At 40.5% G+C, this 14,874-nt stretch carries 12 protein-coding genes; 3 read left to right on the plus strand and 9 right to left on the minus strand.

The window, feature by feature from the left end; all coding sequences use genetic code 11:
• Nucleotides 1–107: 107 nt before the first annotated feature.
• The 3 genes from ABGT15_RS08880 to ABGT15_RS08890 are packed head-to-tail and all read right to left on the minus strand — an operon-like array spanning nucleotide 108 to nucleotide 3,464.
• On the minus strand, nucleotides 108–1,580 hold the full coding sequence (locus ABGT15_RS08880; RefSeq protein WP_367231053.1) for a lipopolysaccharide biosynthesis protein: 1,473 nt from the start codon (nucleotides 1,578–1,580) through the stop codon (nucleotides 108–110).
• Complete coding sequence (locus ABGT15_RS08885) at nucleotides 1,580–2,347, minus strand: FkbM family methyltransferase (RefSeq protein WP_367231054.1); 768 nt, start codon at nucleotides 2,345–2,347, stop codon at nucleotides 1,580–1,582. Before ABGT15_RS08885 ends, ABGT15_RS08880 begins: the two co-directional genes overlap by 1 nt.
• 1 nt (nucleotide 2,348) lies before the next feature.
• The gene (locus ABGT15_RS08890; protein ID WP_367231055.1) at nucleotides 2,349–3,464 is read right to left on the minus strand and encodes a hypothetical protein; all 1,116 of its coding nucleotides are present in this window, start codon (nucleotides 3,462–3,464) and stop codon (nucleotides 2,349–2,351) included.
• Nucleotides 3,465–3,523: 59 nt separating this feature from the next.
• Here ABGT15_RS08890 and ABGT15_RS08895 point away from each other — a divergent pair, with 59 nt between their 5' ends.
• From ABGT15_RS08895 to ABGT15_RS08905, 3 genes are all read left to right on the plus strand, one after another.
• Entirely contained in the window at nucleotides 3,524–4,372 is an 849-nt protein-coding gene (locus ABGT15_RS08895) for a glycosyltransferase (protein ID WP_367231056.1), read from the plus strand.
• Between the two features lie 282 nt (nucleotides 4,373–4,654).
• Nucleotides 4,655–5,398 (plus strand): MlaE family ABC transporter permease, encoded by a 744-nt coding sequence (locus ABGT15_RS08900; RefSeq protein WP_367231057.1) that lies wholly within the window; start codon nucleotides 4,655–4,657, stop codon nucleotides 5,396–5,398.
• Between the two features lie 4 nt (nucleotides 5,399–5,402).
• Complete coding sequence (locus tag ABGT15_RS08905; protein WP_367231058.1) at nucleotides 5,403–6,173, plus strand: ABC transporter ATP-binding protein; 771 nt, start codon at nucleotides 5,403–5,405, stop codon at nucleotides 6,171–6,173.
• Nucleotides 6,174–6,226: 53 nt separating this feature from the next.
• On the opposite strand, the gene ABGT15_RS08910 is transcribed toward ABGT15_RS08905, so the two are convergent.
• The 6 genes from ABGT15_RS08910 to pdhA form a co-directional block, all read right to left on the minus strand.
• Entirely contained in the window at nucleotides 6,227–9,733 is a 3,507-nt protein-coding gene (locus tag ABGT15_RS08910) for a gliding motility-associated C-terminal domain-containing protein (RefSeq protein WP_367231059.1), read from the minus strand.
• An 18-nt stretch (nucleotides 9,734–9,751) separates the two neighbouring features.
• On the minus strand, nucleotides 9,752–10,816 hold the full coding sequence (locus ABGT15_RS08915) for a mannose-1-phosphate guanylyltransferase (RefSeq protein ID WP_367231060.1): 1,065 nt from the start codon (nucleotides 10,814–10,816) through the stop codon (nucleotides 9,752–9,754).
• A 35-nt stretch (nucleotides 10,817–10,851) separates the two neighbouring features.
• Entirely contained in the window at nucleotides 10,852–11,451 is a 600-nt protein-coding gene (locus ABGT15_RS08920) for a SprT-like domain-containing protein (protein ID WP_367231061.1), read from the minus strand.
• Nucleotides 11,452–11,454: 3 nt separating this feature from the next.
• On the minus strand, nucleotides 11,455–12,132 hold the full coding sequence (locus ABGT15_RS08925) for an SDR family NAD(P)-dependent oxidoreductase (RefSeq protein WP_367231062.1): 678 nt from the start codon (nucleotides 12,130–12,132) through the stop codon (nucleotides 11,455–11,457).
• 68 nt (nucleotides 12,133–12,200) lie between these two features.
• A complete protein-coding gene (locus tag ABGT15_RS08930) occupies nucleotides 12,201–13,811 on the minus strand; it encodes a pyruvate dehydrogenase complex dihydrolipoamide acetyltransferase (RefSeq protein WP_367231063.1) in 1,611 nt (536 codons plus the stop codon).
• Between the two features lie 6 nt (nucleotides 13,812–13,817).
• Nucleotides 13,818–14,816 (minus strand): pyruvate dehydrogenase (acetyl-transferring) E1 component subunit alpha, encoded by a 999-nt coding sequence (pdhA, locus tag ABGT15_RS08935; protein ID WP_367231064.1) that lies wholly within the window; start codon nucleotides 14,814–14,816, stop codon nucleotides 13,818–13,820.
• Between the last annotated feature and the right edge of the window lie 58 nt (nucleotides 14,817–14,874).

The following is a 14,874-nucleotide window of genomic DNA, read 5'->3' on the forward strand; positions in this document are numbered from 1 at the left end:
AATTCCTTTTTTATAGTATTAACTTACACAAACAACTTGAAGCTTACAATTTCAGAGACATTAAAGCATTACAAACAATTGATCATGACAACTAACAGCCATAAAAATCACTTGTTGCCAAATAGTGACTTTGGTAGCACCTCTTTGAATGGGATAATATTAAAGATTAAATTCCCAAGTGCAAAAATCACAAATGATACGGCAGGCTTGTAACAAAGCGTCAAAAACTTATTCTCAAAATCCGGCAAGAAGCTACCAACAATCAAAACAAGAATGAGAAGCCCTAATACATAAAGATACTTAGTACTAAAAGGATGCACTCCAAACTTTCGGTAGTTAAACACAATTTTAATTAAGTTGTATACCGTTAGTGAAATAGAAGTAGCGATGGCGACCCCCACAATTCCCATTTCAAAAATCAACAGGAAAACAAGGTTGTTTACGATCGTTAATAGCGCCAAAGCAATGGTGGTTGTATTGTTGAATTTGTAGTATTTAGAATTCGTAATGATGTAACCGTTAAAACCCGTAGCCAAATCGAACAATAGGGCAAAACCTAAAATATAAACCACCGGTAGCCCTTTTACCAATTCGCTCCCATTTTTCATCAAGAAGAACAAATCTTCAATACCGGAGGCAACCAATCCGAACAACACTGCTCCCATCGTGAACAAATAGAACGACGTTTTATGATGCAGGGATTTTAAATCGACCATATTATTTTCCTCAATGTGCTTGGCGATGATGGGTGCCGAAATAGTATAAACACCCAACGCCGGAACGGTAATCATACGCACTAAGTTTGCGGAGGTGTTATAAATAGCTAACTGTGAAAAGTCATCGATGAATTCCCCAATCATAACTGCGTCGATGTTGAGTGCCACAACTGACCCCAGACTTCCGAAGAACGTGTAGAACGAATACTGCATGAGTTCTTTCTGGAAATTGTTTTCTTTTAAAAACTTAAACGAAGTCTTTCCCGTAAACCGATCCAGACGTTGTACATAAAAATACATTCCGATTAGTGCCAAAAAGAAAAACAACACTACAATCCAAATAGCGGTAGCCGCGGAAACCTCAAAAAAGAAATAGGCGCTAAAAGCAAAAATCAGACCCAATTTCGGAAACACATTTTCGAAAATATTCGGGACTACGATTCTTTTTTTAATCGAAATAAACCTTGAGAACAACTGGATGAGCGCCAAACACAACATGACCGGAAAAATATATTCCGCAAAAGCATAAAACTGTGTTTCTCTAATTTGTCGGATAAAATAAGATAACAGCCAAAAAAGGAAGGTTACAATGGCAAAATTCCTGACAATGAACCAAATGGAATATTTTAAAAGATTATGCTGGTTTTGCGACTGTTCCATTTTAGGGTAAAATCGAACATTGGCGTGCATAATTCCAAAAGTAATCAGCGGCAAGTACAGTAAAGCCGTCGGTAAGATGTATTGTATTTTCCCGGCAAACTCTAAATCGTTCGGATACAAAAATACCGTTGACAGAATGCCTATCAAGGTACTGAAATAGCCTACGATGCTGTATTTTAAACTTTGACGAGCGACTACGGACATTATTTCTTTGGGATAAAAATAAAGTTGTTAATATAGCGATTAAAATCGTTTAGATATTCGTCTTTTTGAAACTCCGCCATTTGACTACAATCAAACGGAGCAGTTTTCAACGTTTTTCGGTCGAAGTAAAACACCTCATAACCAAAGCCGATAATGAAATCAAAAATGTCTTTAATCGGATAATGCGCGTGACGCAATTCAATTTCGATGATGAAAATCGGTTTGATGGTTCTCAGGATGTTTTCACAACCTTTTACGGCATCAAACTCATGCCCTTCCACATCGATTTTGATAACATCAATTCTGGACCATTGTTTTTCTTTGGCGAAATCGTCCAGCGCCACCATTTGGATTTCCACTTTTTCCACGTCCTCACCCATAGCTTCCAAAGAAGCACGTGTGTCCTGTAAGCCATTGCCTTTTTTCGGAATATTCAAGACAGCGGTTCCGGGTTGAGAAGAAACCGCCAACGGATAAATTTCCGCTTTAGGAAATAAGGGTTTGATATAATTCACCAGACTTTTGTTCGGTTCAAAACCAATTACTTTTCCAGTGGTAATGACTTTTTCCGCCTGATACAAGTAAATTCCTTTATTGGTACCGATGTCGACAAACACGGAATCCGGCTTCAGAACTTGCTGAATGTACAATAGTTCCGGTTCGCATTTGTAATTTCCGGTTGACAAGGAATCCAACGTTTTGTAATAACGTTTTTTGTACAACGAAGGCCAAAACTGATAGGCCATTTTGATTAAAAATTTCAGCATTTTATTTGGTAGTGGCCAGCGCCAGTAATTGATTTTCTAAATTGGTTTTTACGGTTTCAAAGGTATATTGCTGCAAATACGGTTGCAGTTTTTCGTATTCGGAAGCAAGTTGCTCAATCGTCAGGTTGTTTAAAATGGATTCTAAATCCGGAGCATTTTCGTAATACAGGTTGTGCCAATTCATTTTCGGATACGATGTTGGAAACAAACCAATTTTGCCGTTGTGAATGCAATCAGCTTCGCTTCCGCTCACTTTGGTTGTTCCGTAACTTTCATCCACCCAATAGAACGATGTTTGCGCTTTTATCGGACATAGTAACAAATGTGCCTTAGCAATTACACGGCTGTATTCTTCCCACGGAATGAATTGGTGATAATGGGTAATTTCGATTTGCGGCGAGCATTTTTGCTTTAACGCTTCCAACTGTTCCAATATTGCATCATTCTCAGGTTTTCCCAAAAACGTAAAATGCAGTTTGGATTTCGGTGTAAGCTTCGGCAAAATCGAGAACAGCATCGACACATCTTTACGCTTGTTCGACACGTTACCCGGCATCACAATATTAATGGTATCGGAGGTTGAAAAGGTATTCGATTGGCAATAATTCATCTGGATAATCGCTGTCCTCTCTGCAAATTTACCGTTGCGAACCACCTCATCATGCAAACTTTTGGACAAAACACCAAATTGCTTCGCTTTGACAATATGTTTTCGATGCGAACCGACTTTTTCCTTCAGATACAATTTCAGGAAATAGGTAAAACGTTCTTTTTCCTTAAAAACATTGCGCCATGAAATGGATTTGAAAAACAGGCTGAAGTTTAAGTTGTGCAGCAAACACAACACCGGTTTTTGCTCAAAAAGTGTTTGGTATTGATTAAAATTGCGGTGTAAGGTATTGATCACTATGGCGTCAAAACTGCTAAAAGAAATTTCGAAAACAGAAGGCACGACCGTAATTTTCTCTTTGGGAATGCTGCTGAGCTTGTGTAGTACTTTTTCATGTACAAAAAACTCAAACTCGATTTGGGACATTTCCTTTAACAAAAAGTACCATTGCTCGAGCAAAGCCGAATGGGTTTCCATTTCGATAAAGGCAAATCGTTTCTTTTCCAACGTGTAATTTTTCTAATCCCACAAAAATAAAGATATTTACACACTACTTTTGTACAATTATGAAATATTACATCGTAATCCCGTCGCATAACGAAGAAAAATTCATGGCACTGACGCTCGAATCGTTGGTAAAGCAAACCGTTTTACCTGCCAAAGTGGTGGTGGTGAATGATAATTCTACGGATAAAACTGCGGACATTGTTCAGGACTTTGCACAAAAACATTCATGGATTACTTTGGTAAACAAAACTTCGGATGCGGTGCATTTGCCGGGCAGTAAGGTGATTCAGGCGTTTCACAAAGGCTTTGAAACGTTGGACAACGAGTACGATCTGATTGTTAAAGCGGATGCCGATTTGATTTTTCCCGACAATTATTTTGAAACGATTATCGGTCATTTTAAAAGTGATGACCAAATTGGAATGGTGGGCGGCTTTGCCTACATCGAGAAAAACGGCGACTGGATTTTAGAAAATTTAACCGATAAAGACCACATTCGCGGGGCTTTTAAAGCGTATCGAAAAGCCTGCTTCGAACAGATTGGTGGACTCAAACCGGCTATGGGTTGGGATACCGTTGACGAACTGTTATGCAAATTTTACAATTGGAAAGTAGTGACGGATGAAAGCCTGAAAGTAAAACACTTAAAACCCACCGGAGCCAATTACAACCAAGCGTCCCGTTACAAACAAGGCGAAGCATTTTACACTTTAGGCTACGGATTTTTCATCACAGCAATCGCTTCTTTAAAACTGGCGATGCGCAAAGGGAAACCGCTTTTGTTTTTGGATTACTTAAAAGGTTTCTGGAAAGCGAAATCGGAGAAGAAAACGATGTTGGTTACGTCCGAACAGGCAAAATTCGTTCGAAGCTACCGCTGGAAAAAGATGAAAGCGAAACTATTTTAGTTTTTTCAGATTTTTGAACAATTGGCGATTTTGAAATGAATGCCGCGTGAGAGATTGCTTCGCCAGTTCGCATAGCTCGTGTGGAGCGGCATCCTTTTATGGAGCAACGCAGAATAAAAGATTACTTCGTCAGTTCGCTTCGCTCGGGTCAGCGGATAGCCAGACCTGAAAGGACACACCAAAAAAACTACTAACGCATAACTGATCCGCCAGTTCAAAAAATAAAACATTATTTTTCCCGGGTCATAACTTATAACTATTTTAGCAGATATTTTTACACGCATGATTCGATATTTATCCCAGATAGGAAAATACTTTTTGATGTTGAAGGAAGTCTTCAACAAACCCACCAAATGGTCGATGATGAAACAACTCATCATGAAAGAAATTGACGATTTGGTCATTGGTTCCTTAGGCATTGTCGCGTTCATTTCGTTCTTCGTGGGCGGGGTTGTGGCGATTCAGACGGCCTTGAACTTGACCAATCCGTTAATTCCGAGATATTTGATTGGTTTTGCGACGCGTCAGTCGGTAATTCTGGAGTTTGCCCCTACTTTTATTTCCATCATTATGGCGGGTAAAGTGGGATCGTTTATTACCTCAAGTATTGGTACGATGCGTGTTACCGAGCAAATTGATGCGTTGGAAGTAATGGGGGTAAACTCTTTAAACTATCTTGTTTTTCCGAAAATTATAGCGTTAATGCTATATCCTTTCGTAATTGGTTTGGCTATGTTTTTAGGGATTTTCGGTGGTTGGATTGCCGGAGTTTACGGCGGTTTTGCTACCAGTACTGAATTTCAAACAGGACTACAGGTTGAGTTTATACCGTTTCACGTTACTTATGCGTTTATCAAAACGGTGGTTTTTGCCTTTTTACTGGCTACGATTCCGTCTTTTCACGGCTATTACATGAAAGGTGGTGCGCTGGAAGTAGGAAAAGCGAGTACGACTTCGTTCGTTTGGACATCGGTAGCAATTATTTTAATGAACTATATTCTAACACAATTACTGTTAAGCAAATAAGAAAATGATTGAGGTAAAAAATGTAGAAAAATCTTTTGGCGAACAGAAAGTTTTAAAAGGGATCAGCACGACTTTCGATACCGGGAAAACCAATTTGATTATTGGGCAATCGGGATCCGGAAAAACGGTTTTACTTAAAAGCTTACTGGGAATTCACACGGTAGACACCGGTATCATTTCGTTCGATGGCAGAATTTATTCCGAAATGAATCCCGACGAAAAAAGAGAATTGCGTACCGAAATAGGAATGGTATTCCAGGGAAGCGCACTTTTTGATTCAATGACGGTGGAAGAAAACATCGGATTCCCTTTGAAAATGTTCAGTAATAAGAATCCCCGGGAAATTCAGGAGCGTGTAGATTTTGTAATTGACCGTGTAAAACTCATTAACGCCCATAAAAAGAAGCCTTCCGAGATTTCCGGAGGGATGCAGAAACGTGTTGCCATTGCGCGCGCCATTGTAAATAACCCAAGGTATCTTTTCTGTGACGAACCGAATTCCGGTCTGGATCCGAAAACCGCTGTGGTTATTGACAACCTGATTCAGGAAATTACAGAGGAGTACAACATCACTACCGTGATCAATACGCACGACATGAACTCGGTAATGGAAATCGGGGAAAAAATCGTATTCCTGAAAGAAGGGGTTTTGGCTTGGGAAGGTACTAAAAAAGAAATTTTCAAAACGGATAACGAAGCTATTGTGGATTTTGTGTATTCGTCAGAACTGTTCAAAAAAGTGCGAAAAGCACAAAACCGAGCTGATAAATTATAACAATAAAAAAGGAGTCAATTTAGACTCCTTTTTTTATGCGTACTATCTTCTTCTTAATGATTCAAATAAACCCAACCGGTTTTCACATCTCCGGAAGCAAACTTAACCACATAGTAATAGGTTGCCGGCGGGAGCAAACGCCCATTAAAATCTTTACCATCCCATTCGTCAATATAATTGTCTTTTTCATAAACGGTAACCCCGTAACGGTTGAATATTTTCGCATTGACTATACCAGTCAGACAGGATAAATCGAAAGTATCATTTAATCCGTCGTTGTTAGCCGACACACCTCTCGGAATACCACAATGGGTGCAGGCAACATCAATGGAATTAGTAACGGTACAGCCGTTTGGACTAGTCATGGTCAATATATAACTTCCCGTTACATTTCCGGTTACATTTATTGGATTGGTATTGGTTACCGTGGTTCCATCCGGATAGGTCCAAGTGTATTCCATTGAATCTAAATCGATAGCTGGATTTAACAATTCCACGGAAAGATACGTCAGACTGTTTTCGCAAGCATTTTTAACTGAAAAATATGGCAGGCTTTCCATCACGACCTCAACAGTACTAGCACCGGATTCACAACCATCCTGAAGTACGCTTACGGAATAAACGCCTTGATTCCCAGCTCCCATATTAGGAATTTCCGGATTTTGCTCGTTGGACACAAAACCATTTGGCCCTGTCCATTGGTACGTAACTCCGGCTATATCCGAGGCAAAAAGATGTAATGTTTCACCTTCACAAACAATAGTGTCCCCAGAGGCAACGGGAGCTTCAGGAATTTCCCCTATTTCAATTTGTACAAATGCTTCATCAAAAACACTACACAACCCATCCACACGGTATTTAAAGGTATAAGTTCCGGCTGCGATGGAAGTCGTATCCCAAAAATTATTGGTAAGCGTACCGCTTGATGAGATTTCTTCCCAAACTCCGTTAGCATCATAAGGCCCTGTCAGATAATCAAAAAGATTAATTACATTTTGCCCGCCACACAATACCACATTGTTATCCGAACCGGCAACAGGATTGTTTAATTCATTGGAAATGACAAAATCCATCACGGTATTCATACAGGAGTTAGGATTACTCGAATTGAAAATACGCACATGATAAGTTCCGAAATTGGCAGCCGAATTAAAACTGGGAAAAGTTAAAACATTCGTCGTACTCAAAATTGTTGCTGTATTGTTGTCTTTCCACCATTCGTAACTCAAAAAAGAAAAGTAGGGTACGGAAAGTGAACCGGTTTGCCCATCACACAAATTGCTGGAAGAAATGGCAAAACTTACCGGCGTACTGATATCGTATATCCTGTTAAATATATTACCACAGGAATCTTCAATCTGAAAATTGTAAACACCGGCATCAAGGCTTGAAAACAATGCAGACCCTCCGTTATTCACAACAAAAGGCTGCCCGTTTTTCAGCGTAATCCTGTATTGCAATGGTGCCGCCCCTACTGCATCTACAATCACATCCACTAAACTGTTGGAACAGGAATAACTGTAAACATTACTGATTTCCGGACCTGAAGTAAATTCAAACTCATGAAGCACGCGCTGACAGGTTCCATCTGCATTTTCTCCATTTGTAAAAACGCTGAAAGTGGTTACAATTCTGAATCTTCCTAAATAATTAAAATTGGTATTAACCATATTATTAATCATTGGGAGAGCATTTGCCGGACTTAACGGAAAATTGTCTGAATAGCCCGTTTGCGGATGCCCCCAACTGTTATTTTGCGGGAAATATTTTTGCAGCCAAAAATCCCCCGATGAAGAATTGGATGCAAAATTCAGTTGAACATCGAAAGAACTGCAATGCTCGGTTACAACTACCTGATTTGATGTTATCTGATAACCGGGTATTGTAATGGTTTCAACCTTCGACTGGTTACAGGTGTTCACATAACGCAGTGTATAGGTTCCGGCCGGAAGCGAATTCATCGAAAAAAAATCAATATCGCTTTTAATGTTGTGACTCACATCGTAAGGCAAAGTTTGCCCAAAGCCCGATGGTGCCGTCTCTATGTATACATTTTGAAAGCCCTCACCGTTTCTAAGAAATACAGAACCTTCCCCATCAGCACATCCTGGCAGCGTAAACACCATCAAACTGTTTCCTAACGGAATTGTAGTATATTCTTCTGTTGCTGTTCTTCCGCAAACATCAGTAATTCGTATCACATACGTTCCGTCCGGGTAAGGCACGGTTATATTAAAATATTCTGCCTGCAACACAAATGGTCCCGGATGAGCCGGGTTAAACTGTACCGGATTAAAACCGGCTGGTGCGGATAAAAACTCAACGGTAAAAGGTGACTCGGAGGCCGTCTCAATGGAAAACTTTTTAACACAGTCTTCCATATATTCCTGTATGGTAAACTCCAGAGGAAGCGGCCTTGTCGTATAACTTTTCGTAATCGTCCTGCCACAGGCATCGGTGATTTGTACTACATAATCGCCTTCCGGATAAGCTATTGCCGCATTTCCATACTCTGTTGGTTCTGTAAAAGGTCCTGGATGACTACTGTTAAACTGTAAGGGATTAAAACCCGGAGGAGCCGAAACAAAAGTCACGGTATAAGGAGCAACATAATTTATAGGATTAACGAGTAACTTTTGACCACAGAAAAACACCCCTTCTTGAAGTTCTAAATTTAAAACAATATTAACAGTATTATTATTTAGCTGATAAACGGTACCACAGGCATCCGTTATTTTCAGATTAAAAGTATAAGATTGATCTGGAAAAAAAGCAATGGGAACGGTCAACTGTTGCTGAGTAAGATGTCCTGCATTCACTGTCAAATTGCTCACTATAGGAGCTCCGGATGGCGGAAACACCGTAGTTTCCACATTCAGCGGATAGGCAATTATATTTTGCAGATCTGTAGTACCGCTTGAAATCCCAATTAACATATCAATTGAGTTACAAGTAAATTCATTGGGCATATACCCACCAATGATAAGATTTGGAATCGATGGCCGAGTAATGGTTACATCCCTTACGACACCGTTACCACAAGAATCAAATACACGCACTTGATAAGAACCCGTAGTCAATCCAACAAATCGATTGGACGTCTGCAAAGGAAAGGTCATCGGCCCTGATATGATTTCATAATTCACCGCACTTCCCTGCGTGACATTTACGGTAATTTCACCATCATTCCCACACAACACGTTTTTAACGTCTAAATTAAATTCAAGAGGTACAATCGCATTTACAATTACCGCATCCTGCTGCTGCGAATTGGATAAAGCTCCAAGGGATTGCGTCGCCACCACTCTGTAATTCCCGGCAACAAGTCCCGTAAAACTATTGGCGCTCGTTACGGTAATTGGCGTAGTCACATCCGGCAGCCTGTATACATTGTAAATGATGGTAGCTCCCGGTGTGGTATTCGTTACGGTAAAAGTAAGTACTCCATTACCGCTGCAGGTTTCATTCGTCGCGGTTACCTGCAATGTAAAATTACTTAACTGTCCAAAAGAAAAATTAGACACTAAAAAAAAGAAGAAAAAGATTAGGGCTCTTTTCATTATATAGTATTAAAAAGATTACTTCAATTCGTTCGCCATTGCTGTTATCCTCTTAATCTCCTGTTCCTTCCCTTTTGGATAAATTAACAACACATCGTCTTTATCAACAATAATAAAATCCTGAAGGCCATCCACCACTACTAATTTCTTGCCTTCTGTACGAATTATATTATTAGATGCGTTTTCCAGTATAACGGTTGCGTTGACTACCGCATTGTCTTGTTCATCTTTTGGCAATTTATCATACAACGAACCCCAGGTACCTAAATCGTTCCAGTCAAAAGTAGCCGGTAACACAAATACATTCTGGGCTTTTTCAAGAATAGCATAATCCACGGAAATATTCTGTGCCAGAGGGTAATTGTCTTGAATGAATGCATTTTCCTTATCGGTATTATAAACGTCGTAACCGTTCATGAAATGCGCATACATACTCGGCTGAAATTCTTCAAAAGATTTCAAAACCGTTTTTACACTCCAAACAAAAATACCGGCATTCCAAAGGAAATTACGACTCTGAATGAATTTACGTGCAGTAGCATAATCTGGTTTCTCACGAAACTGTTTCACTTTTTTTACGGGACGTGAATCAAGCTTATCGTATTCGATGTAACCGTAGCCTGTATTTGGAAAAGTGGGCAAAATCCCCAAGGTCATCAGGTTTTCATCACGATCACAAAAATCAAACGCTAATTGCAAATTGGCACAAAACTGCACCTCATCTTCAATCCAGTGATCACTTGGCGCAACAACCATAACCGCATCAGGGTTCATCTTCTTGATTTTTAAAGATGCGTATAAAATACAAGGTGCTGTATTACGCATCGCAGGCTCCAGAACAATCTGTTCCTGTTTCACCATCGGTAACTGTTCCAAAACAATGTCGTTATACACTTCATTGGTAAGAATTATAATGTTTTCCTTTGGAATAAGCTGCGATAAACGACTGAATGTTTTTTGAATTAATGTTTCTCCGGTTCCCAACATATCGTGAAACTGCTTGGGAAATTCTGTTGTACTAACCGGCCAGAAACGGGAACCTACACCGCCGGCCATTATGATTGCGTAATAATTTTTGTTCATTTTTTTTCTTAAGTTACTGAGTGACTTAAATTTACTTAACTCGGTAATAATTCTACTTCTGCATTCGGATTGAACAGATAAATCCTGCCCGTTTGCAATTCAATGCATTCATACCGTTTGGTGCGAAGCGCTATTTTTTTAAATATTTTTCCGTTGTGTATGCGAAAAGTACTACCATACGGGATCTCAAAGATATAATTTTTATCGTTAACCGGATCGAATTGTTTTAAGGCTAATGATAACGTTGCATCGGTATCGCTACTGGCTTTTGGATTTCTGAAATGACGCGCCAAAAGCGGCAACAACTGACTTGGAAAAACTTCCGGACGGATAAATGGCACCATCATTTTCTGAAATGTCAGCTTCCATTCATCGCCATGCGGTTTTATGTTTCGTCCATATTTTTCAAAAGCCACCAAATGGGCAATTTCATGAATTAAGGTAATCAGAAAACGGTATTTGTTCAGACTGGCGTTTACTGTAATCTGATGAAATCCATCGGGATGCCTACGATAATCACCATGACGGGTTACGCGCTCGTTGACAATCTTCAAATGTACACTATTGACTTTGATGAGTTCAAAACAAGCGGGAACAGCGTGTTCGGGCAGATATTTCAGAAGGACATCACTCATGGTTTAAGGCGTTGTAGAAGAAACCTGTAACACTTTCCCATTGTAATACTTGTTCCCTGATAAGGCAAAATCGAAAATATACTCCGCCATTTCCTTAGCCTTAATAGGGGCCTCATAACCGGGAAACGCTTCTTGTAGCATTTCGGTTTGAACCGCTCCTAACGCCAGTACATTGAAAGAAATACCTCTTTCTTTGTATTCCTCGGCTAGCAATTCGGATAACGTAATCACAGCACCTTTACTGGAACTGTAGGCAGACAAGCCTGGAAACTTCATACTTCCCTGAATACCTCCCATTGAACTTATCGTTACCACATGACTTCCTTTTTGAAGATACGGCAAACAAATTCGGGTAAGGCTCGCTACTCCAAAGACATTCACTTTATACACCTTTTCAAATTCTTCCGAAGAAATTTCTCCAAAAGGCTTGTTCAGTAAAGAGCCTGCGTTGTGAATAATCACATCTACTTTTTTCCAAGACGAATCGATAAAATGAGTGACTTTACTTAAATCTTCTTCAACTGATAAATCCACGGAAAAACAAGTAATGTTGGCATTTCCCAACAAGCCTTGCGGAATTTTACGCGAAAGCGCCAAAACCTGATGTCCGGCAGCCGCAAACTGCAAAGCCAGCTCAAAACCTATACCCCGTGAAGTCCCTGTGATGATAATATTCTTCATAAAACTAAAATACTAAAAATCCCGTCCTGAATTTCAAAACGGGATTTAATTTATTACAAACGACGGGCTTACGCCAACATCGTTACCGGATTTTCTAAATACTGACGCAATGTTTGTAAGAACTGTGCTCCTGTTGCTCCATCCACGGTTCTGTGGTCGCAAGCCAGAGTTACTGTCATAGTATTACCCACAACAATCTGCCCATTTCTTACTACTGGTTTTTCCTCAATAGCTCCTACCGATAAAATCGCGGAATTCGGTTGGTTAATAATTGAAGTAAACGACTGAATTCCGAACATTCCCAAATTGGAAACCGTAAAGGTACTTCCTTCCATTTCTGCCGGCGTCAGTTTTTTGTTTTTCGCTTTTCCAGCCAAATCTTTCACATTCGCACCAATTTGAGTCAAACTCATTTGATCGGTAAAATTTAACACCGGAACTACCAAACCATCTTCCACCGCAACGGCAACACCGATATTAACGTGGTGGTTGATAATCATGGCGTCTTCTCTCCATTGTGAATTTACCTGCGGATGTTTCTTCAATGCCATTGCACATGCCTTCACTACCATATCATTAAAAGACACTTTAGTATCCGGCACTGTATTAATAACTGCTCTCGATTTCATCGCTTCGTCCATTGCCACTTCAATAGTCAAGTAGTAATGCGGAGCCGTGAATTTCGATTCTGCCAAACGACGTGCGATCGTTTTGCGCATTTGCGAATTTTTGATTTCTTCCTGGAATTTCTCTCCAGCCGGAACAAATGGTTTTACAGCCGGCGCAGCAGTTGTAGCTGCTGGTGCTGCTACCGCTTGAGAAGCTGCAGCTTGTGGTGTAAAGCCTTCCACATCGCTTTTTACGATACGTCCGTTTTCTCCGGAACCTTTTACCTGTGATAAATCGATTCCTTTGTCTTGAGCGATTTTTTTAGCCAATGGAGAAGCAAAAACTCTTCCTCCAGAAGCGGTTTGTGTTTGCACTGGTGCCGTTACTTCCGCTTTTGCTTCGGTTACAGTCTCAGCCTTAGGAACTTCAACCGCTCCACCTGCAGTAAAATTAGCCGCAACCCCAGAAACATCAGTTCCTGCAGGGCCGATAATAGCCAAAATACTGTCTACCGGAGCCGTTTGCCCTTCGTTAACACCAATATATAAAAGAGTGCCTGCATTGAACGATTCAAACTCCATCGTTGCCTTATCGGTTTCGATTTCTGCTAAAATATCGCCTTCTTTAACGGTATCTCCAACTTTCTTTAACCAAGTCGCCACCGTTCCATCGGTCATGGTATCGCTCAAGCGTGGCATGGTTACCACTTTCACTCCTGCCGGAAGTTCTGCTGAAGCTTTTGGAGTCTCTGCTTTAACTTCAGCCACTGGAGCAGCTTCTGTTTTTGGAGCCGGCGCGCTTCCTCCATTTAATAAAGCGGAAATATCTTCACCCGGTTGTCCTATGATTGCTAAAAGTGAATCAACCGGAGCCGATTCGCCTTCTTGAATTCCTATATGCAAAAGTGTTCCTGCATTGAACGATTCGAATTCCATCGTTGCTTTATCGGTTTCGATTTCTGCAAGAATATCTCCTTCTTTCACTACATCGCCTACTTTTTTTAACCAAGTTGCCACAACACCTTCGGTCATGGTGTCGCTCAAACGCGGCATGGTAATTACTACTGCCATAATCGATTATAATTTATGTGGTAAAAATGGATAATTTTCCTGTTCGTAAACAACATCATACAACTGACCAACTTCTGGATACGGAGATTCTTCGGCGAATTTTTCGCATTCGTCTACCAAGTCTTTCACGCGCTGATCAATTACCTCAATTTCCGCATCGGTAGCATAGTTATTTTCTTTAATGATATCCAAAACCTGAGTGATTGGGTCAATTTTTCTGTACTCATCCACCTCTTCTTTAGTTCTGTAATGCTGTGCATCCGACATTGAGTGACCTCGGTAACGGTACGTTTTCATCTCCAAGAACGTTGGTCCATCACCACGACGTGCTCTTTCGATAGCTTCATGCATGGCTTCTGCCACTTTAATCGGATTCATTCCATCTACTGGCCCGCATGGCATTTCGTAGCCTAATCCTAATTTCCAGATGTCGGTATGGTTTGCGGTTCTCTCCACAGAAGTTCCCATCGCGTAACCATTGTTTTCCACGATAAAAACTACGGGAAGTTTCCACAACATCGCCATATTGAAAGCTTCATGAAGCGATCCCTGACGTGCTGCTCCGTCACCAAAATACGTTAAGGTAACCCCGCCAGTATTGAAATATTTATCCCCAAAAGCGATTCCAGCCCCTACTGGGATTTGCGCACCAACGATTCCGTGACCACCATAAAAACCGTGCTCTTTGTCGAAAATGTGCATGGAACCACCCATACCTTTAGATGTTCCGGTTACTTTTCCCAGCAATTCCGCCATTACGCGTTTAGGATCGGTTCCCATACCAATAGGCTGAACGTGGTTACGGTAGGCCGTAATCATTTTGTCTTTAGATAAGTCCATAGCGTGCAAAGCTCCAGCTAATACCGCTTCCTGACCGTTATATAAATGCAAAAATCCTCGAACTTTCTGTTGGATATACAATGCAGCGAGTTTGTCTTCGAACTTTCTCCAGAACTGCATGTCTTCGTACCATTTCAGGTAAACTTCTTTTGTAATTGGTTTCATTTGTTTAAACTATTTCTTTATCAGCCGGAACAAGCACGCTATACGAAACAAGCAACTC

Origin of the sequence: Flavobacterium enshiense (genome assembly GCF_040750275.1) — a bacterium.
GTDB classification, from domain to species: domain Bacteria; phylum Bacteroidota; class Bacteroidia; order Flavobacteriales; family Flavobacteriaceae; genus Flavobacterium; species Flavobacterium enshiense_B.